This is a genomic window from Pseudomonas sp. 21 (genome assembly GCF_000955805.1).
Taxonomy (GTDB): domain Bacteria; phylum Pseudomonadota; class Gammaproteobacteria; order Pseudomonadales; family Pseudomonadaceae; genus Pseudomonas.
Genome location: NZ_JYOA01000007.1, coordinates 288,732 through 307,953, shown reverse-complemented (window position 1 = coordinate 307,953; position 19,222 = coordinate 288,732). Strand labels below are relative to the sequence as shown.

The window sequence follows — 19,222 nt, the reverse complement described above, 5'->3', positions numbered from 1 at the left end:
AAACCCGGCCTTCGTGTTTCTGCCAGGCGGTGATAGGCGGTAGACTGTCGCATCATCCTGCCGCCATCGAGACCCTCATGCAGTATCGCGACCTGCGCGAGTTCATCGCTGCCCTGGAGCAGCGCGGACAGCTCAAGCGCATCCAGGCGCCGGTATCCCCGGTGCTGGAAATGACCGAGGTGTGCGACCGCACCCTGCGCGCCAAGGGCCCGGCCCTGCTGTTCGAAAAGCCCACCGGCTTCGACATGCCCGTGCTCGGCAACCTGTTCGGCACGCCCGAGCGCGTGGCCCTGGGCATGGGCGCCGAGGACGTCTCCGAACTGCGCGAGATCGGCAAGCTGCTGGCCTTCCTCAAGGAGCCCGAGCCGCCCAAGGGGCTGAAGGACGCCTGGTCCAAGCTGCCGATCTTCAAGAAGGTCATCAACATGGCGCCCAAGGTCCTGCGGGACGCGCCGTGCCAGGAAGTGATCGAGGAGGGCGACGACGTCGACCTGTCGAAGCTGCCGGTGCAGACCTGCTGGCCCGGCGACGTCGCGCCGCTGATCACCTGGGGCCTGACGGTTACCCGCGGGCCGAACAAGGAACGGCAGAACCTGGGCATCTACCGCCAGCAGGTGATCGGCCGCAACAAGGTCATCATGCGCTGGCTGAGCCACCGTGGCGGCGCGCTGGACTTCCGCGAGTGGTGCCAGAAGCATCCCGGCCAGCCTTATCCGGTGGCCGTGGCCCTCGGTGCGGACCCGGCGACCATCCTCGGCGCGGTGACCCCGGTGCCGGACAGCCTCTCCGAATACGCCTTCGCCGGCCTGCTGCGCGGCCACAAGACCGAGCTGGTCAAGTGCATCGGCAATGACCTGCAGGTGCCGGCCAGCGCCGAGATCGTCCTCGAAGGAGTGATCCACCCCGGCGAGATGGCCGATGAAGGCCCGTACGGCGACCACACCGGCTACTACAACGAGGTGGACCGCTTCCCGGTGTTCACCGTCGAGCGCATCACCCGCCGGCAGAAACCGATCTACCACAGCACCTACACCGGCCGCCCGCCGGATGAGCCGGCGATCCTCGGCGTGGCGCTGAACGAAGTCTTCGTGCCGATCCTGCAGAAGCAGTTCCCCGAGATCACCGACTTCTACCTGCCGCCCGAAGGCTGCTCCTACCGCATGGCGGTGGTGACCATGAAGAAGCAGTACCCCGGCCACGCCAAGCGCGTGATGCTCGGTGTCTGGTCGTTCCTGCGACAGTTCATGTACACCAAGTTCGTTATCGTCACCGACGACGACATCAACGCCCGCGACTGGAACGACGTGATCTGGGCCATCACCACGCGCATGGACCCCAAGCGCGACACGGTGATGATCGACAACACGCCGATCGACTACCTGGACTTCGCCTCGCCGATTTCCGGCCTGGGCTCGAAGATGGGCCTGGACGCCACCCACAAGTGGCCGGGCGAGACCAGCCGCGAGTGGGGCCGGGTGATCGAGAAGGACCCGGCGGTAACCCGTCGGGTCGATGAAATCTGGGCGAGCCTGGGCATCGATTGATGTGGCCGCCCGCCTGTAGGACCGAGGGGGACGCCTAGTCCTTGCTCGCGAACCCAACTCCGCTGCTGGGGGTGTTCGCGAGCAAGCTCGCTCCTGCAACTAAAAGAACGAGAACGACGCTTGAAAGTGACCTTGCAACCCTCCGGTGCCCAGCTCGAGCTGACGCCCGGGGAACGTATCCTCGACGGTGCGCGGCGCCTGGGCTACGAGTGCCCGCAGAGCTGCCGCAACGGCAACTGCCACATCTGTGCGGCGCTGCTGGTGGAAGGCCGCGTGCGCCAGGATGGCGAGGTGCGTGACCATGGCGAGCTCTTCACCTGCCTGGCCGAGCCGCTGGAAGACTGCGTGCTGCACTGGGACGGCGTGCTGGCGCCCGGCGAATTGCCGGTGCGCAAGCTGTCCTGCCAACTGACACTCTGCGAGCCGGTGGGCGGCGATGTCTGGCGCGTGCGCCTGCGCGCGCCGGCCGGCAAACCGCCGCGCTACCACGCCGGGCAGTACCTGTTGATCGAGCGTGACGGCAGCGACCCGGCCGCCTTCTCCCTGGCCTCCGCGCCGCAGGAAGGCCGTGACCTGGAATTGCATATCCTGGCCCGCGAGAGCAGCGCCATCGACTTGCTGGCGCAGCTCCAGCGCGACCGTTTCGCCCGCGTGCAGATGCCCTTCGGCGACGCGCACCTGGCCGACCTGCCGGACGGCCCGCTGGTGCTGATCGCCGCCGGCACCGGCATGGCGCAGATGCACAGCCTGATCGAATTCTGCCGTGCCACCGGCTTCGCCCACCCGGTCCACCTGTACTGGGGCGTGCGGCGCCCGGAAGACTTCTACGAGCTGCCACACTGGGAGCTGTGGGAAAGCGTGCCCAACCTGCACCTGCACAAGATCGTCAGCGACCTGTGTGGCTGGCAGGGGCGCTGTGGCCTGCTGCATGAGGCAGTGTGCGAGGACTTCGCCGAGCTGTCCGGCCTGCGCGTCTACGCCAGCGGGTCGCCGGCGATGGTCTATGGCACCCTGGATGCGCTGGTCGCGGCGGGCATGGACCCGCACCAGATGCGCGCCGACGTCTTCGCCTACGCCCCGCGCGGCTGATTCAGCTCAGGGCCTGGACTTTCTGTAGGAGCGAGCTTGCTCGCGAACGATGTGCCCGGCAGCGTCGGTGTTGGGCGTGTTCGCGAGCAAGCTCGCTCCTACAGGATGACGCCTTGGCTGCGATACCCCGGCGGCTTAGTCTCGCGGAGACTCGATGGAAAACTCCTCCTGCAGCGCCGCGCGAATCCAGTCCTCGAACCAGGCCACGTCGGCGCTTACCGCACCGGTGGGCAGCAGCAGCTGGTAGCTTTCCAGCGGCACTTCCTCGGGTAGCGGCCGCACCAGCGTGCCGGCGGCGAGCTGGTGCTTCACCAGCACCAGGTTGGCCAGGGCGATGCCGTGGCCGGCCTCGGCCATGGACAGGGCGTGGTCGTTGCTGACGTAAAGCACATCCGAACTCACCCGCAGGTCCAGGCCGATGGTGGACAACCAGAGGTTCCACCATTCGCCGTCGTCCACGTGGATCAGCTTGTGCCGGGCGAGATCGTCCACGCTATTCAGCGGGCCATGCTCGGCGAGGTAGGAGGGCGAGCACACCGGGAACACCGCCGGCCGCACCAGGGTGCTGTGGCACTGCGGATAGACGCCAGGAAGCCCGTAGACAATCCCCAGATCGGCGCTTTTACCGTCCACTTCGCTGAAAGTCGGGTTGGGTTCCACCGCCACCTTCAGGCCGGGGCGCTGCTGGCGCAGGGTTTCAAGACGCGGCATCAGCCAGCGTTTGGCAAAGGCCGGTACCACCATGATCTTCAACCAGCGCGCGGTGCCGCCGGGGGCCAGTTCGTGGCCGGCATCGGCGATCTGCTGCAGGGCTGTGGATATCTTCGCGTAGTAGCGCTGCCCGGCGGGCGTCAGGCTGACCCCACGCGGCGTGCGTTCGAACAACTGCACGCCCAGCCAATCCTCCAGCAGCTTCACGTGACGGCCGATGGCCGGCTGCGTCACATGCAGGTCTTTCGAGGCGGCGACATAGCTGCCCAGGCGTGCGGCGGCCTCGAAGGCGCGGACGGCATTGAGCGGCGGGAGACGCTGGATGGACATGGCTGACCTCGAAGGCGGGCTGAGCTGTTAAATTTCAGCTGTTAAATTATTTAATATCGAATGTAAGAAAATTGAGCTTTTCGCTCAACCACCTTTCTTCGAATATCCGCTCCAGCAGCATCACCACAATATCGAGCCGAACCCACGGCCAGCGCTGCATCCAGCGTCTACTCCAGCCCTGCCAGAACAACTACAAGATCCCCCGAACGCCAGCGTGCGGCGGACGGGAAGGATGCGGAGGTTTCACCATGAATGCCCTGCACAGCCTGCAGACGGCGGCGGTCTCGATCCGCTCCGTGCGCAAGGTCTACGGCGACCCGGCCAGCGGTCCCGTCGCGCTCAAATGCGTCGACCTGGACATCCGCGACAACGAATTCTTCACCCTGCTCGGCCCCTCGGGCTGCGGCAAGACCACCCTGCTGCGGATGATCGCCGGCTTCGAATTCCCCACCGCCGGGGAAATCCAGCTGTACGGCGAGAACATCGCCGACCGGCCGCCCTTCGAGCGCCCGGTGAACACCGTCTTCCAGCACTACGCGCTGTTCCCGCACATGACCATCGCCGAGAACCTGGCCTTCGGCCTGGAATCCCACCCGATGGGCCAGCGCATGAGCAAGGCGCAGGTTGCCGAGCGCGTCCGCGAGATGCTCGCCCTGGTGCAGATGGAACGCTTCGCCCAGCGCAAGCCGACCCAGCTTTCCGGCGGCCAGCAGCAGCGCGTCGCCCTGGCCCGTGCGCTGGCGCCGCATCCGAAGGTGCTGCTGCTCGACGAGCCGCTCTCCGCGCTCGATCTCAAGCTGCGCCAGGCCATGCGTGAAGAACTCAAGGCGATCCAGGCCAAGACCGGCATCACCTTCATCTTCGTCACCCACGACCAGGAAGAAGCGCTGACCATGTCCGACCGCATCGCCGTGCTCTCCGAGGGCGAGGTGCAACAGGTCGGCCGCCCCGACGACATCTACGAACACCCGCGCAACCGCTTCGTCGCCGACTTCATCGGCGAGACCAACTTCCTGCCGGCCCGCGTCGAGAACTTCGACGGCGACCGCGCTTACTACCGCATCGGCGGTGAGCAGTTGATCGAGGCCGGCTCCCGCGAGGGCCTGAAGGTCGGCGCCGAAGTCACCCTGTCGATCCGTCCCGAGCGCCTGCAACTGGTGGCCGAGGACACGTCGTCCGCCGCGCCTTGCACCGTCGTCCAGCAGATCTACCTGGGCACCGACCTGCAGTACCAGGTCGAGCTCCAGGACGGCAGCAAGTTGACCGTCCGCGCGCCGAACAGTGCTGGCCAGCGTGGCCGCCTGGTCGCCGGGCAACGCGCCGGGCTGCTGTTCGAGAAAGGCAGCGCCAGCGTCCTGGTGGACTGAACGGAGGTGAGCATGAACCGGTTATCCACAACCTCCGGCAATGCGCTGGAGCGGCGCCAGGCGCTGCGCAGCTTCCTTGGTGTGTCGCCCGCGCTGGTGTCCATCGGCCTGTTCCTGATCGTGCCGATCTTCATCGTCGTCGGTTACTCGCTGATGCAGGCCAACCCCTACGGCGGGGTGAACCCGCACTTCAGCATCGACGCCTACGTCTCGCTGCTGTTCGAGCGCCAGCTCGACGACAGCCTGGCCTTCGCCGACTCCTACGTGATGATCGCGCTGCGCTCCATCGGCATCGCCGCGGCGACCACCGCGATCACCCTGCTGGTGGGCTTCCCGGTGGCGGTGTGGCTGGCCATGCAGCCGGCGCACCGTCGCGGCCTGCTGATCTTCCTGATCACCGTGCCGTTCTGGGCCAACCTGCTGATCCGTACCTACGCCTGGATCCTGCTGCTGCGCGGCACCGGCGTGGTCAACGGCACGCTGATGAGCTTAGGGCTAATCCACCAGCCGCTGAACCTGCTCTACACCGACGGCGCCGTGCTGCTGGGCCTGGTCTACACCTACGCGCCCTTCGTCGTGCTGCCGATCTACGCCACCCTCGAGAAGATGGACATGCGCCTGCTCGAAGCGGCCCAGGACCTTTACGCCGGGCGCATCCGCACTCTGCGCAAGGTGGTCCTGCCGATCGCCCGGCCGGGCATCCTGGCCGGCGCCATCCTCACCTTCGTGCCCTGCCTGGGCGCGATGATCGCCCCCGAGCTGCTCGGCGGTGGTACCAAGATGATGCTCGGCAACCTGATCTTCCGGCAGTTCAGCGACTCGCGGAACTGGCCCTTCGGTGCGGCGCTGTCGCTGGTGCTGATGGGCGCGGTGATGCTGGTGCTGATGTTCTACGCGATGCGCGCCGAGCGCCTGCGCATCGCCCGGGGAGGTGAATGATGCTCTCGCTGCTGACCAAGCGCCGTCTGGGCGTACAGGACTTCCGTGGCTTCGGCGTCCTGAGTTTCCTGTTCTACCTGTACCTCTACGCGCCCATCGTGGTGCTGGTGGTGCTGTCGTTCAATGCCAACCAGTCCGCCACCGTGTGGACCGGCTTCAGCCTCGACTGGTACCGCAGCGCCTTCGCCAACCAGGCGCTGCGCCAGGCCGCCGGCAACAGCCTGCTGATCGCCGTGTGTGCCAGCGTGATCGCCACCGCGATCGCCACCCTGGCCGCGCTGGGCACCTCGCGCGGGGCCAAGTTCAAGGGCCTGCGCCTGTCCATGGGAGCGATCATGCTGCCGCTGGTGCTGCCCGAGATCGTCGTCGGCGTGGCCACCCTGGCGCTGTTCTCCACCCTCGGCCTGTCGCTGGGCTACGGCAACCTGATCATCGCCCACACGGTGTTCTGCATCCCGTTCGCCTACCTGCCGATCCGTGCCCGCCTGAACGACATGGACCTGTCCCTGGAGCAGGCCGCCGCCGACCTCTACGCCGGGCCCTGGCGGACCTTCCGCAAGGTCACCCTGCCGCTGCTGATGCCGGGGATCTTCTCCGGCGTGATGCTCGCCTTCATCGTCTCGCTGGATAACTTCGTGATCTCGATGATGGTCTCCCAGGCCGGCACCACCACCTTGCCGATCTTCATCTTCGGCCTGCTGCGCATGGGCGTGACGCCCGATGTGAATGCGGTGTCGACCCTGATCCTCGGCGTTTCCGTGCTGTTCGTAACCCTGTCCTACCTGCTCGGCAAGAAGAAGGCCTGAGCCCACATACCGGAGTAGAAGATGAGCAAACTGATCGCTGCTGTAGGGGCCTCGCTGACGCTGGCCATGGCTGTCCATGCACAGGCCGCCGAGCAACTCAACGTGGTGAGCTGGAGTGGTTATTTCACCCCGCAGATCCTGGAGAAGTTCGAGAAGGAAACCGGCATCAAGGTCACCGTGGATTCCTACGACTCCAACGAGACTCTGCTGGCCAAGCTCAAGCAGGGCGGCACCGGCTATGACGTGGCCATTCCCTCGCACCAGTTCGTGCCGATCCTGATCCAGGAGAAGTTGCTGGAGCGCTTCGACCCGGCCGGCCAGCCGTACTACGCCAACGTCGAGGACAACCTGAAGAAGCCCGCCTGGGACCCGGAAGGCGCCTACGCCGTGCCCTTCATCTGGGGCACCACCAGCGTGGTGCTGGACAGCGCGAAATACAGCGGCCCGGCCGACAGCTACTCGGTGCTGTTCACTCCGCCGAAGGAGCTGCAGGGCAAGATCAACATGTTCGACTCGGCCAGCGAAGTGATCGACACCGCCAGCCTCTACCTGGGCATCCCGCTGTGCAGCGAGGACCCCAAGCAGATGCAGCAGGTGCTGACCCTGCTGAAGACCCAGAAGCCCTTCGTCAAGACCTACAGCTCCAAGGCCGGCTCGATCCGCGAGAACCTGGCCTCGGGCGAAGTCGACATGTCGATGTTCTGGGGCGGCTCGTCGATGCGTGCGCGTGAGATGAAATCCAGCCTGAAGTACCTCTATCCGAAAGAGGGCGTGATGGCCTGGGTGGACAACCTGGTGATCCCGGCCGGCGCCAAGCACCCGGAGAACGCGAAGAAGTTCATCGCCTTCCTCAGCCAGCCGGAAAACTCGGCGATGACCCAGAACTTCCTCAAGCACCAGAGCCCGATCAAGGGCGTGGAACCCTTCCTCGATGCCAGCCTCAAGGATGCGCCGGAACTGCACATCCCCGAGGGCACCAAGGTGGTGTTCAGCAAGACCTGCGGCGAAGGCGCGATCCGCCTGGCCGACCGGATCTGGACCAACCTGATGCGCTGATCCCGACCGGGAAAGCCACCGACCGACGCTGCTCGCGTCCACTTTCGTGGGCGCGCCGGCAGCGTGCGGCCCGGCGAACAGGATATTCGATTGAAGCCTTGCCAGCCGGCGGGGCCGTTGAACCCGACTGAACCTTCCCGCTGCGGGAAGCCCTGATGAAAAAAGGCCTCGTTCCATGAGCCAGAATAAGCACAACGAACTCGTCCAGCTCCAGGCCCACGAACTGGCCCAGCGCATCCGCCTGCGCCAGGTTTCCTGCCGCGAAGTGATGCAGGCGCACCTCGACCAGATCGAGCGCTACAACCCGGCGGTCAACGCCATCGTCAGCCAGCAACCGGACGATCTCCTGCTGGCCGAAGCCGACCAGCGCGACGCCGAACTGGCCCGTGGCGAGTACCGTGGCTGGATGCACGGCCTGCCCCACGCGGTGAAGGACCTGTCGCTGACCCAGGGCATCCGCACCACCCTCGGCTCGCCGCTGTTCCGCGATTACCTGCCCGAGCGCGACGGCATCATGGTCGAGCGCATCAAGGCGGCCGGCGCGATCATCATCGGCAAGACCAACACCCCCGAATTCGGCCTCGGCTCCCACAGCTACAACCCGATCTTCGGTGCCACCGGCTGCGCCTACGCGCCCGATCGCACCGCCGGCGGCAGCAGCGGCGGCGCCGCGGCCGCGCTGGCGCTGCAGATGGTCCCGGTGGCCGACGGCAGCGACATGATGGGCTCGCTGCGCAACCCCGCGGCCTTCAACAATATCGTCGGCTTCCGTCCGTCCCAGGGCCGCGTGCCCTTCGACGACAGCGCCGACCTGTTCATCGACCAGCTTGGCTACGAAGGCCCCATGGGCCGCAGCGTGCGCGACGTGGCGCTGCTGCTGTCGGTGCAGGCAGGCGGCGACGCACGTGCGCCGCTGTCCATCGCCGAGAGTGGCGAGCAATTCGCCGGCAAGCTGGAACGTGATTTCAAGGGTGCACGCCTGGGCTGGCTGGGCGACCTGGGCGGCCACCTGCCCATGGAGAAGGGCGTGCTGGAGCTGTGCCGCAAATCCTTCGCCGACTTCGAAGCCATCGGCTGCCACGTCGAGGACACCGCCATGGGCTTCTCGCCCGAGCGCCTCTGGGACACCTGGCGCACCCTGCGGCACTGGATGGTCGCCGGCTCCCTCGGCGCGGCCTACACCGACCCGGCCAAGCGCGAGCTGCTCAAGCCCGAGGCGATCTGGGAAGTGGAGAACGGCCTGAAGCTGTCTGCCATGGACGTATTCCGCGCCTCCGCCGCGCGCAGCGACTGGTACCGCGCGATCAGCCAGTTGTTCGAGCGCTACGACTACCTGCTGCTGCCCAGTGCCCAGGTGTTCCCGTTCGACAAGAGCTGGGACTGGCCGAAAGAGATCGCCGGCAAGGCCATGGACACCTACCACCGCTGGATGGAAGTGGTGATCCCGGCCACCCTGTCCGGTTGCCCGGCGGCCAACGTGCCGGTGGGCTTCAATGAGCAGGGCCTGCCCATGGGCCTGCAGATCATCGGCAGGCACCAGGCCGATATGGCCGTGCTGCAACTGGCCCACGCCTACGAGCAGGCTTCGCGCTGGTACCAGCGCTGTCCGCCGCCGATGCTGAAAGGCGACTGATTTATCCACAAGCGAGGGGGACGCATGAATATCAGCTTCTTCCAGGAACTGCTGCAGAGCATCAGCGAGCGCGGCCGGCAATTGCTGGAGTCGCGCGAACCGGCGCCGGGCAATGCCCAGGCGCTGGCGCAGGCCTGCCGCAAACTGATCTCCGGCCACGGCGAGGCCTCCGGCGTGGCGCTGGCGCGGCAGGTGCTGTGCGCCTACCGCGACTGTCCGGAGGAGCAGCAGAAGGCTTTCTTCGACACGCTGCTCAAGGACTTCGCGCCGCCCCATGACGCGCTGGCCGAAGCCTGCCAGCGCTATCTCGACGATCCCTCGTCGGCCAACACCACGAAGCTGTTCGAGGCCAGCGAACCGCCGCGCCAGGAGCTGTTCCGCCGCCTCAACCAGGCGCCGGGCGGCACCGCCGAGCTGATCGCCATGCGCCGCCGGCTGCTCGGTGAGCTCAAGGCCAAACCCGAGCTGGCAGCCGTGGACCACGACCTGCAGCACCTGCTGGCGTCCTGGTTCAACCGTGGCTTCCTGGTGCTGCGGCGTATCGACTGGTCGACCCCGGCGTCGATCCTGGAAAAGATCATCAAGTACGAGGCCGTCCACGCCATCAAGGACTGGGATGACCTGCGCAGCCGCCTGCAACCGGCCGACCGCCGCTGCTTCGCGTTCTTCCACCCGGCGCTGGCGGAAGAGCCGCTGATCTTCGTCGAGGTGGCGCTGACCCGCGCGATGCCGGGTGCGATCGCCGACATTCTGGATGCGAAGCCCGCGGATCAACCGGCGGAAGAACCCGACACCGCCGTCTTCTACTCCATCAGCAACTGCCAGGACGGCCTGCGCGGCATTTCCTTCGGCAACTTCCTGATCAAGCAGGTGGTGGAAGAGCTGGCGCGGGAGATTCCCGGCCTGCGCCAGTACGTCACCCTGTCGCCGGTACCCGGGTTCCGTCGCTGGCTCGATGGGCTGGGCGACGACCCGCAACTGGGCGCGGCCGCCGCCGAGCTGCTCAAGGCGCTCAAGCCCGACGCGCCGCCACCACCGCGCACCGAGCAGCCGCTGCTGGCGCTGGCCGCCGAATATTTCCTGCACGCCAAGAACGGTGCAGGCCTGCCGCTGGACCCGGTGGCGCGCTTCCACCTCGGCAACGGCGCCCGCCTGGAGCGCCTGAACTGGCGTGGCGACCTGTCCGCCAGCGGCCTGCGCCAGGCCGCCGGGCTGATGGTCAACTACCGCTACGAACTGCGCCAGATCGAAAAGAACCACGAAGCCTACGCCAACCAGGGCGCGGTCGCGGCCTCACCCGAGGTGCGCAAGCTCGCGACCCTGACGGCGAAAACAAAACGCTAGGACCTCACCATGAACCAGAGCCTTTTCGCCGAAGTCGGCAAGCACCTGCCCAGCGACCTGTCCAAACCTTTCATCCGCACGCCCCTGGGCGGCGGCTACAGCTACGCCGACATGCTGCGCAGTACCTCGCAGTTCGCCCATGCGCTGGTGGAGCTCGGCGTGCAGCCGGGCGACCGCGTCGCCGTGCAGGTCGACAAGAGCCCCGAGACGGTGATGCTCTACCTCGCCGTGCTGCGCGTTGGCGCGGTGTACCTGCCGCTCAACAGCGGCTACACCGGCGACGAGCTGCGCTACTTCCTCGACGACGCCGAACCTTCGCTGTTCGTCTGCGCGCCGGCCTTCGAAGCCCAGGCCCGCGAACTGGCCGAAGCCAGCGGCGTGGCCCGCGTGGCAACCCTCGGCGACCAGGGCGACGGCTCGCTGATGGATGCCGTGCATGGCAAGCCGGGGCGCTTCGTCGACGTGCCGCGCGCTTCCAGCGACCTTGCCGCGATCCTCTATACCTCCGGCACCACCGGGCGTTCCAAGGGGGCGATGATCAGCCACGGCAACCTCGTTTCCAACGCCCGCGCACTGGTGGATGCCTGGCAGATCACCGGCGAGGACTGGCTGCTCCATGCGCTGCCGATCTTCCACATCCATGGCCTGTTCGTGGCCTGCAACAGCCTGCTGATGGCGGGCGGCTCGATGCTCTTCCTCAGCAAGTTCGATGCTGCACAGATGCTCCGCCTGCTGCCCCAGGTGAACCTGCTGATGGGCGTGCCGACCTTCTACACCCGCCTGCTCGACCAGCCCGGCCTGACCCGCGAGGCGGTGGCGCACATGCGCCTGTTCATCTCCGGCTCCGCGCCGCTCACCGCCGAGACCCACAAGGCGTTTTCCGAGCGCACCGGCATGGCCATCCTCGAGCGTTACGGCATGACCGAGACCGGCATGAACACCTCCAACCCGCTGGATGGCCAGCGCATCGCCGGCACCGTCGGTTTCCCGCTGCCGGGGGTCGAGTTGCGCATCACCGATCCTTCGCAGTCCGAGCCGACTCCGCTGCCTCAGGGCGAGCCGGGGATGATCGAGGTACGTGGGCCGAACGTGTTCCAGGGCTACTGGCGCATGCCGGAGAAGACTGCCGAGGAACTGCGCGCGGACGGCTACTTCATGACCGGCGACATCGGCTTCGTCGATGAGCGTGGCTACGTGCAGATCGTCGGCCGCAACAAGGACATGATCATCAGCGGCGGCTTCAACGTGTACCCCAAGGAGCTGGAGGAAATCCTCGACACCCTGCCCGGCGTGGTCGAGTCGGCGGTGATCGGCGTGCCGCACCCTGACTTCGGCGAGGGCGTTACCGCTGTGCTGGTGGCCACCCAGGGCCAGGCGCCGAGCGAGGCGCAGGTACTCGCCGCGCTGGACGGCAAGCTGGCGCGCTTCAAGCAGCCCAAGCGGGTGATGGTGGTCGATGCGCTGCCGCGCAACGTGATGGGCAAGGTGCAGAAGAACGTGCTGCGCGAGCAGTTCAAGGCGCTGTATTCCTGAACCCGGAGTCTCCCTGTAGGAGCGGGCCACGCCCGCGATCGCGCGCATGGCGCGCTCCTACAGGTTTTCCTCCGACATGAAAAAGCCCCGCTGATGCGGGGCTTTTTCATGTCGCGGGCAGCGATCAGCGAACGGTCACCACCACCTTGCCCACCGCCTTGCGCTGGCCCAGGTGATTGATCGCGTCGGCAGCTTTCTCCAGCGGGAAGGTCTGCGATACCAGCGGCTTGATCTTGCCGTCGGCGAACCACTTGAACAGCTGCTGGAAGTTCGCCGCGTTGTCCTGCGGCTGGCGCTGGGCGAAGGAGCCCCAGAACACGCCGACCAGCGAGGCGCCCTTGAGCAGGGTGAGGTTGGCCGGCAGCGACGGGATGGTGCCGCTGGCGAAACCGACCACCAGCATGCGGCCGTTCCAGGCGATGGAGCGGAAGGCTTCCTCGAACAGGTCGCCGCCGACGGGATCGTAGATCACATCCACGCCCTGGCCGCCGGTGATTTCCTTGAGCTTGTCCTTCAGGCTGCCTTCGCTGTAGTTGATCAGCACGTCGGCGCCGGCGGCCCTGGCCACTTCCAGCTTGGCCTCGCTGCTGGCGGCGGCGATCACCTTGGCGCCCATGGCCTTGCCGATTTCAACGGCGGCCAGGCCCACGCCACCGGAGGCGCCGAGCACCAGCAGGGTCTCGCCCGGCTGCAGGTTGGCGCGCTGCTTGAGCGCGTGCATGGAGGTGCCGTAGGTCATGCCGAAGGCGGCGGCGCTGGCGAAGTCCATGCCGTCGGGGATCGGCATCACGCTGTAGCCGGGCACCGCCACTTCCTCGGCGAAGCTGCCCCAGCCGGTCAGCGCCATCACGCGGTCGCCGGGCTTCACATGGGTGACTTTCTCACCGACCGCGCCGACCACACCGGCGGCTTCGCCACCCGGGGAGAACGGGAAGGGCGGCTTGAACTGATACTTGCCCTCGATGATCAGCGTGTCGGGGAAGTTCACCCCGGCGGCATGCACCTGCAGCAGGACTTCGTTCTTCTTCGGCTCGGGGCTGGCGATGTCTTCCAGCACCAGGGTTTCGGCGGGGCCGAAGGCTTTGCACAGCACGGCTTTCATGAGGACGTACTCCGTTGGAGGTTCTTCTTTGTGAGTAGAGGGCCAGTGTAGGAGCGCGGGCACAGGGGGCAAATCACCATGGCCTGGGCTTATGCCCCGATATAGCTTGGGCGGCGGCGCGAGTGTGGCTATCCTTTGCCCATCGAATCCGGAGACATTGCCTTGAGAGCTTTCCTCGCCCTGTTGCTGGCCTTTTCCTTCAGTACCTTCGTCGTGGCTTCCGAATCCGAGGAAGCCAAGCCGGAAGACGCCAACAAGCCCGTGTTCATCGACCTCACCCCGGCGCTGGTGGGCAACTATGGCAGCGGTCCGCGCCTGAAGTACTTCAAGGCCGACATCGCGCTGAAGGTCACCGGCAAGGAGGCTTCCGAGAAGGTCGAGCACCACGAACCGCTGATCCGCAATCAGTTGGTGATGCTCTTCGCCCAGCAGACCGATGACTCCCTCGGCAGCGTCGACGGCAAGGAAAAGCTGCGCCAGGAGGCCCTCAAGCAGGTGCAGACCGCCCTCCAGCAGGAGGAAGGCAAGCCGCTGGTGGACGACCTGCTGTTCAACAATCTGATCGTTCAGCCCTGACCCCTTCCGGGCGGCACCTGCATGAGCGCGACTCATCTGCGCACGGCAGGCGCTGCTCTCTCCTGGCTGCGGCTGCTCGCCGCAATGCCTGGCTGAAAGCCCCGCCTCATAAGGCGCGTAGGAAATTTCCGGCGCACGCCTGACCTGAATCAAACCCCGTTTGCCGCTGGTCGCCGAACATCCCCTCATGATCCGCTCGAATTCGAGCGCCTGGACAAAGGGGAAATCGGATGACAGGAAACGCAAAAAGCTGGCGCACCCGCGGTCTCGCGGTGCTGGTGGTGGCCGTGCTCGCCGCGCTGGCCTGGCAGACGTTCAAGCCGACCGGGCTGGGCGAAGGTTTTGCCAGCGGCAACGGGCGCATCGAAGCCACCGAGGTGGATGTCGCGACCAAGCTCGCCGGGCGGGTGGCGGAAATCCTCGTGGACGAAGGCGACTTCGTGACGACCGGCCAGGTTGTCGCGCGCATGGACACCCAGGTGCTCAAGGCCCAGCTGGCGCAGGCCGAGGCCGAAGTGCGGCGGGCGCAGAATGCCAAGCTCACTGCCGAGTCCCTGGTGGCCCAGCGGCACAGCGAGAAGGCCACCGCCGAGGCCATGGTCGCCCAGCGCCAGGCCGAGCTGACCGCTGCGCAGAAGCGCTTCACCCGCACCGAGCAACTGGTCAAGCGCAACGCCCTGCCGCAACAGCAACTCGACGATGACCGCGCTGCCCTGCAGAGTTCCCAGGCGGCGCTGGCCGCTTCGCGCTCCCAGGTCATCTCGGCTCAGGCCAGCATCGCTGCCGCCAGCTCCCAGGTGATCGAGGCGCAGTCGGCCATCGAGGCCGCCACCGCGAGCACCGTGCGCCTGCAGGCCGACATCGACGACAGCGACCTCAAGGCCCCGCGCAACGGCCGCGTGCAGTACCGCGTGGCGCAGCCGGGCGAGGTCCTGCCGGCCGGCGGCAAGCTGCTCAACATGGTCGACCTGGCCGACGTCTACATGACCTTCTTCCTGCCCTCGGGCCAGGCCGGCAAGGTCGAGCTGGGCCAGGAAGTGCGCCTGGTGATCGATGCGGTGCCCGAGTACGTGATCCCGGCCAAGGTGTCCTACGTCGCCAGCGTTGCGCAGTTCACGCCCAAGACCGTGGAGACCGCAAACGAGCGCGAGAAGCTGATGTTCCGCGTCAAGGCGCGCCTGGATCCGGGCCTGCTGGAGAAATACATCACCTACGTGAAGACCGGCGTGCCGGGCATGGCCTACATGCGCCTCGACCCGCAGGTGGAATGGCCGGCTGACCTGCAGATCAAGGTTCCGCAATGAACGCCGCCGACTGCGTGGCCCGTCTGGCTGGCGTCTCGCTGCGCTATGGCGAGACCCGCGCAGTGGACGACGTCAGCCTGGAAATTCCGGCCAACCGCATGGTCGGCCTGATCGGCCCGGATGGCGTCGGCAAGTCCAGCCTGCTGGCGCTGCTGGCCGGCGCGCGGAAGATGCAGGACGGCGAGATCCAGGTGCTCGGCGGCGACATGCGCGATGTGCGCCATCGCCGCGCGGTGTGCCCGCGCATTGCCTACATGCCGCAAGGCCTGGGCAAGAACCTCTACCCGACGCTCTCGGTGTTCGAGAATGTCGACTTCTTCGGCCGCCTGTTCGGCCACGACAAGGCCGAGCGCGAGCGGCGCATCGCCGACCTGCTGCAGAGCACCGGGCTGGCGCCTTTCGCCGAGCGACCGGCGGGCAAGCTGTCCGGGGGCATGAAGCAGAAGCTCGGGTTGTGCTGCGCGCTGATCCATGATCCCGACCTGCTGATCCTCGACGAACCCACCACTGGCGTCGACCCGCTGTCGCGCAACCAGTTCTGGGAGTTGATCGGCCGTATCCGCGCCGGTCGCGAAGGCATGAGCGTGCTGGTGGCCACCGCCTACATGGAAGAGGCCGAGCGTTTCGACTGGCTGGTGGCGATGGACGAGGGCAAGGTGCTCGCCACCGGGACACCCGCCGAGTTGCGTGAACAGACATCGACGCAGAACCTCGAGGAGGCGTTCATCGCGCTGCTGCCCGAGAGCAAGCGTGCCGGCCACCACAAGCTGGTGATTCCCCCTCGTCCGCAGAATGACGGTGCACCGCAGATCGCCATCGAAGCCGAGGGGCTGACCTGCCGCTTCGGCGATTTCGTCGCGGTCGACCATGTGAGCTTCCGCATCGAGCGCGGGGAAATCTTCGGCTTCCTTGGCTCCAACGGCTGCGGCAAGTCCACCACCATGAAGATGCTCACCGGCCTGTTGCCGGCCAGCGAAGGCACCTGCGCGCTGTTCGGCCAGCCGGTCAACGCCAACGACATGGAGACCCGCCGGCGCGTGGGCTACATGTCCCAGGCGTTCTCGCTGTACGCCGAGCTGACGGTGCTGCAGAACCTCGAGCTGCACGCGAAACTCTTCCACCTGCCGGCCGAGCAGATCGGCCCGCGCGTGGAGGAAATGCTCCAGCGCTTCGACCTCGGCAAGGTCCGCAACGAACTGCCCGACAGCCTGCCGCTGGGCATTCGCCAGCGCCTGTCGCTGGCCGTGGCGGTGATCCACAAGCCGGAAATCCTGATCCTCGACGAGCCCACCTCGGGCGTCGACCCGGTGGCCCGCGACGGCTTCTGGGAGCTGATGGTCGAGCTGTCGCGCAACGACGGCGTGACCATCTTCATCTCCACCCACTTCATGAACGAGGCCGAGCGCTGCGACCGCATCTCGCTGATGCACGCCGGCAAGGTGCTCGACAGCGACACCCCGCAGGGGCTGATCGACAAGCGCGGCCTGCCGACGCTGGAAGCCACCTTCATCGCCTACCTGGAAGAAGCCGCTGGCAGCGCGCCAGTGCCGGAAACGGCCCCTGCGCCGGAACCGACCACTGAATCCACGCGCTACAAGGGCAGCGATCGCTTCAGCTGGCTGCGCCTGTTCAGCTACGCGCGACGCGAGGCCATGGAGCTGCGCCGCGACCCGATCCGCCTGACCCTGGCGCTGGTCGGCACTGCGCTGCTGATGTTCATCATCGGCTACGGCATCAACATGGACGTCGAGGACCTGACCTACGCGGTGCTCGACCGCGACCAGACCACCACCAGCCAGGCCTACGCGCTGAACATCGCCGGCTCGCGCTACTTCATCGAGAAGCAGGCGATCCAGGACCCGGACGACCTGGAGCGCCGCCTGCGCAGCGGCGACATCAGCCTGGCGGTGGAGATCCCGCCGAACTTCGGCCGCGACCTCAAGCGTGGCGCCGACCCGACCATCGGCGTGTGGATCGACGGCGCTATGCCGACCCGTGCCAATACCGTGCTCGGCTACGTGCAGGGGCTGCACGCCAGCTACCTGGCCGACCTCGCCCGGCAGAACGGCAGCGCTGCTGCCAGCGCGGCGGCCAGCACTGAGGTGCGCTACCGCTACAACCCGGACGTGGAGAGCCTGAAAGCCATGGTGCCGGCGGTGATCCCGCTGCTGCTGATCATGATCCCGGCGATGCTCACCGCCCTGGGCGTGGTGCGGGAGAAGGAGCTGGGCTCGATCACCAACCTCTACGTCACGCCGGTCACGCGCCTGGAATTCCTGCTGGGCAAGCAGCTGCCCTACATCGGCATGGGCATGATCAACTTCGTGCTGATGCTGGCCATGGCCGTGCTGCTGTTCCAGGTGCCGCTCAAGGGCAGCTTCCTCGCGCTGCTGGTCGGTGCGTTCCTCTACGTGGTGACCAGCACCGGGCTGGGCCTGCTGCTCTCGACCTTCATGAAGAGCCAGATCGCCGCGGTGTTCGGTACCGCCATCGCCACCATGATCCCGGCGATCCAGTTCTCCGGGCTGATCCACCCGGTGTCGTCGCTGGAGGGCGCGGCAGCCTTCATCGGCCAGCTCTACCCGACCTCGCACTTCCTCATCATCAGCCGTGGCGCCTTCTCCAAGGCGCTGGGCTTCCCCGACCTGTGGGTCTACTACCTGCCGCTGGCGGCGATGATCGTGGTGCTGACGTTGCTCAGCGTGGCCTGCCTGAAGAAGCAGGAGGACTGAGCCATGAACAAGCTGGCGAACATCTTCAACCTCGGCATCAAGGAATTCCGCAGCCTGGGCCGCGACTACGCGATGCTGATCCTGATCGCCTGGGCCTTCACCCTGGGCGTCTACAGCTCCGCTACCGGGGTGCCGGAAACCCTGCACCACGCGCCTATCGCCATCGTCGACGAGGACCAGTCGCAACTCTCCACGCGGATCATCAACGCCTTCCAGCCACCGTATTTCCGCATCCCGGAAATGATCGGCCATGCCGAGATGGACCGTGGCATGGACGTCGGCCTGTACACCTTCACCCTGGACATCCCGCCGGACTTCCAGCGCGACGTGCTGGCCGGGCGACAGCCGGCGATCCAGGTCAACGTCGATGCGACACAGACCGGCCAGGCTTTCTCCGGCGCCGGCTACATCCAGAACATCGTTGGCACCGAGGTGCGCGAATTCGTCAGCCGCTACCGCGCCGAAGCGGCGATGCCGGCGGAGCTGGCGGTGCGCATGGAGTTCAACCCGAACCTGACCCAGGCCTGGTTCGGCGCGGTAATGGAGGTGATCAACCAGATCACCATGCTGTCGATCATCCTCACCGGCGCCGCGCTGATCCGCGAGCGCGAGCACGGCACGGTGGAGCACCTGCTGGTGATGCCGCTGACCGCCTTCGAGATCATGATGGCCAAGGTCTGGTCCATGGGCACCGTGGTGCTGGTGGCGGCGGCGATCTCGTTGCAGCTGGTGGTCCGCGGCTGGCTGGATGTGCCGATCAGCGGCTCGGTGGGGCTGTTCCTGCTGGGGGCGGCGCTGCACCTGTTCGCCACCACGTCCATGGGCATCTTCATTGGCACCGTGGCGCGCTCGATGCCGCAACTGGGGCTGCTGGTGATCCTCACTCTGATGCCGCTGCAGATTCTCTCCGGCGGCACCACGCCGCGCGAGAGCATGCCGGAGCTGGTGCAGAACATCATGCTGGCGGCGCCGACCACGCACTTCGTCAGCCTGGCCCAGGCGATCCTCTATCGCGGTGCGGACTTGTCCATCGTCTGGCCGCAACTGCTGGCCATCGTCGGGATCGGCGCGGCGTTCTTCGCCGGCGCCTTGTGGCGCTTCCGCCGGACCATCGGGCAGATGGCCTGATGCCAAGCCCCTGTAGGAGCGCGCCATG

At 66.6% G+C, this 19,222-nt stretch carries 15 protein-coding genes; 13 read left to right on the top strand and 2 right to left on the bottom strand.

Annotated elements, in window-relative coordinates; all coding sequences use genetic code 11:
• Nucleotides 1-77: 77 nt before the first annotated feature.
• Complete coding sequence (gene ubiD / locus UB43_RS16890; RefSeq protein WP_045213175.1) at nucleotides 78-1,544, top strand: 4-hydroxy-3-polyprenylbenzoate decarboxylase; 1,467 nt, start codon at nucleotides 78-80, stop codon at nucleotides 1,542-1,544.
• 120 nt (nucleotides 1,545-1,664) lie between these two features.
• The gene (locus UB43_RS16885) at nucleotides 1,665-2,633 is read left to right on the top strand and encodes a CDP-6-deoxy-delta-3,4-glucoseen reductase (protein WP_045213173.1); all 969 of its coding nucleotides are present in this window, start codon (nucleotides 1,665-1,667) and stop codon (nucleotides 2,631-2,633) included.
• A 135-nt stretch (nucleotides 2,634-2,768) separates the two neighbouring features.
• On the opposite strand, the gene UB43_RS16880 is transcribed toward UB43_RS16885, so the two are convergent.
• On the bottom strand, nucleotides 2,769-3,674 hold the full coding sequence (locus UB43_RS16880; protein WP_045213170.1) for a LysR substrate-binding domain-containing protein: 906 nt from the start codon (nucleotides 3,672-3,674) through the stop codon (nucleotides 2,769-2,771).
• Nucleotides 3,675-3,922: 248 nt separating this feature from the next.
• Between UB43_RS16880 and UB43_RS16875 the strand changes: the two genes are divergently transcribed.
• The 7 genes from UB43_RS16875 (at nucleotide 3,923) to UB43_RS16845 (ending at nucleotide 12,352) form a co-directional block, all read left to right on the top strand.
• The gene (locus UB43_RS16875; protein ID WP_045213168.1) at nucleotides 3,923-5,041 is read left to right on the top strand and encodes an ABC transporter ATP-binding protein; all 1,119 of its coding nucleotides are present in this window, start codon (nucleotides 3,923-3,925) and stop codon (nucleotides 5,039-5,041) included.
• 12 nt (nucleotides 5,042-5,053) lie between these two features.
• Nucleotides 5,054-5,980, top strand: a complete 927-nt coding sequence (locus UB43_RS16870; protein WP_045213165.1) for an ABC transporter permease — start codon at nucleotides 5,054-5,056, stop codon at nucleotides 5,978-5,980.
• Nucleotides 5,980-6,786: an ABC transporter permease gene (locus tag UB43_RS16865; protein WP_045213163.1), complete on the top strand. Its 807-nt coding sequence runs from the start codon at nucleotides 5,980-5,982 to the stop codon at nucleotides 6,784-6,786. The genes UB43_RS16870 and UB43_RS16865 overlap by 1 nt, the downstream gene beginning before the upstream one ends.
• 21 nt (nucleotides 6,787-6,807) lie before the next feature.
• Complete coding sequence (locus UB43_RS16860) at nucleotides 6,808-7,842, top strand: extracellular solute-binding protein (protein ID WP_045213161.1); 1,035 nt, start codon at nucleotides 6,808-6,810, stop codon at nucleotides 7,840-7,842.
• A gap of 175 nt (nucleotides 7,843-8,017) precedes the next feature.
• Nucleotides 8,018-9,475, top strand: coding sequence for an amidase (locus UB43_RS16855; protein ID WP_045213159.1), 1,458 nt, complete (start codon nucleotides 8,018-8,020; stop codon nucleotides 9,473-9,475).
• A gap of 24 nt (nucleotides 9,476-9,499) precedes the next feature.
• Complete coding sequence (locus tag UB43_RS16850) at nucleotides 9,500-10,819, top strand: malonyl-CoA decarboxylase (RefSeq protein WP_045213157.1); 1,320 nt, start codon at nucleotides 9,500-9,502, stop codon at nucleotides 10,817-10,819.
• A 9-nt stretch (nucleotides 10,820-10,828) separates the two neighbouring features.
• Nucleotides 10,829-12,352 (top strand): malonyl-CoA synthase, encoded by a 1,524-nt coding sequence (locus tag UB43_RS16845; protein WP_045213155.1) that lies wholly within the window; start codon nucleotides 10,829-10,831, stop codon nucleotides 12,350-12,352.
• A gap of 124 nt (nucleotides 12,353-12,476) precedes the next feature.
• Here UB43_RS16845 and UB43_RS16840 read toward each other — a convergent pair whose 3' ends face one another.
• Nucleotides 12,477-13,454: an NADPH:quinone oxidoreductase family protein gene (locus UB43_RS16840; RefSeq protein ID WP_045213152.1), complete on the bottom strand. Its 978-nt coding sequence runs from the start codon at nucleotides 13,452-13,454 to the stop codon at nucleotides 12,477-12,479.
• Nucleotides 13,455-13,616: 162 nt separating this feature from the next.
• Between UB43_RS16840 and UB43_RS16835 the strand changes: the two genes are divergently transcribed.
• From UB43_RS16835 to UB43_RS16820, 4 genes are all read left to right on the top strand, one after another.
• A complete protein-coding gene (locus tag UB43_RS16835) occupies nucleotides 13,617-14,030 on the top strand; it encodes a flagellar basal body-associated protein FliL (RefSeq protein ID WP_045213149.1) in 414 nt (137 codons plus the stop codon).
• Between the two features lie 230 nt (nucleotides 14,031-14,260).
• A complete protein-coding gene (locus UB43_RS16830; RefSeq protein WP_045213146.1) occupies nucleotides 14,261-15,334 on the top strand; it encodes an HlyD family secretion protein in 1,074 nt (357 codons plus the stop codon).
• Nucleotides 15,331-18,066: a ribosome-associated ATPase/putative transporter RbbA gene (rbbA, locus tag UB43_RS16825; protein ID WP_045213143.1), complete on the top strand. Its 2,736-nt coding sequence runs from the start codon at nucleotides 15,331-15,333 to the stop codon at nucleotides 18,064-18,066. The genes UB43_RS16830 and rbbA overlap by 4 nt, the downstream gene beginning before the upstream one ends.
• Nucleotides 18,067-18,069: 3 nt before the next feature.
• The gene (locus tag UB43_RS16820; protein ID WP_045213141.1) at nucleotides 18,070-19,194 is read left to right on the top strand and encodes an ABC transporter permease; all 1,125 of its coding nucleotides are present in this window, start codon (nucleotides 18,070-18,072) and stop codon (nucleotides 19,192-19,194) included.
• The last annotated feature ends 28 nt before the right edge of the window (nucleotides 19,195-19,222 follow it).

Coding starts and splice junctions, on each gene's coding strand:
- ubiD (WP_045213175.1), top strand. CDS start 78: ATGCAGTATCGCGACCTGCGCGAGTTCATCGCTGCCCTGGAGCAGCGC.
- UB43_RS16880 (WP_045213170.1), bottom strand. CDS start 3,674: ATGTCCATCCAGCGTCTCCCGCCGCTCAATGCCGTCCGCGCCTTCGAG.
- UB43_RS16875 (WP_045213168.1), top strand. CDS start 3,923: ATGAATGCCCTGCACAGCCTGCAGACGGCGGCGGTCTCGATCCGCTCC.
- UB43_RS16870 (WP_045213165.1), top strand. CDS start 5,054: ATGAACCGGTTATCCACAACCTCCGGCAATGCGCTGGAGCGGCGCCAG.
- UB43_RS16865 (WP_045213163.1), top strand. CDS start 5,980: ATGCTCTCGCTGCTGACCAAGCGCCGTCTGGGCGTACAGGACTTCCGT.
- UB43_RS16860 (WP_045213161.1), top strand. CDS start 6,808: ATGAGCAAACTGATCGCTGCTGTAGGGGCCTCGCTGACGCTGGCCATG.
- UB43_RS16855 (WP_045213159.1), top strand. CDS start 8,018: ATGAGCCAGAATAAGCACAACGAACTCGTCCAGCTCCAGGCCCACGAA.
- UB43_RS16850 (WP_045213157.1), top strand. CDS start 9,500: ATGAATATCAGCTTCTTCCAGGAACTGCTGCAGAGCATCAGCGAGCGC.
- UB43_RS16845 (WP_045213155.1), top strand. CDS start 10,829: ATGAACCAGAGCCTTTTCGCCGAAGTCGGCAAGCACCTGCCCAGCGAC.
- UB43_RS16840 (WP_045213152.1), bottom strand. CDS start 13,454: ATGAAAGCCGTGCTGTGCAAAGCCTTCGGCCCCGCCGAAACCCTGGTG.
- UB43_RS16830 (WP_045213146.1), top strand. CDS start 14,261: ATGACAGGAAACGCAAAAAGCTGGCGCACCCGCGGTCTCGCGGTGCTG.
- rbbA (WP_045213143.1), top strand. CDS start 15,331: ATGAACGCCGCCGACTGCGTGGCCCGTCTGGCTGGCGTCTCGCTGCGC.
- UB43_RS16820 (WP_045213141.1), top strand. CDS start 18,070: ATGAACAAGCTGGCGAACATCTTCAACCTCGGCATCAAGGAATTCCGC.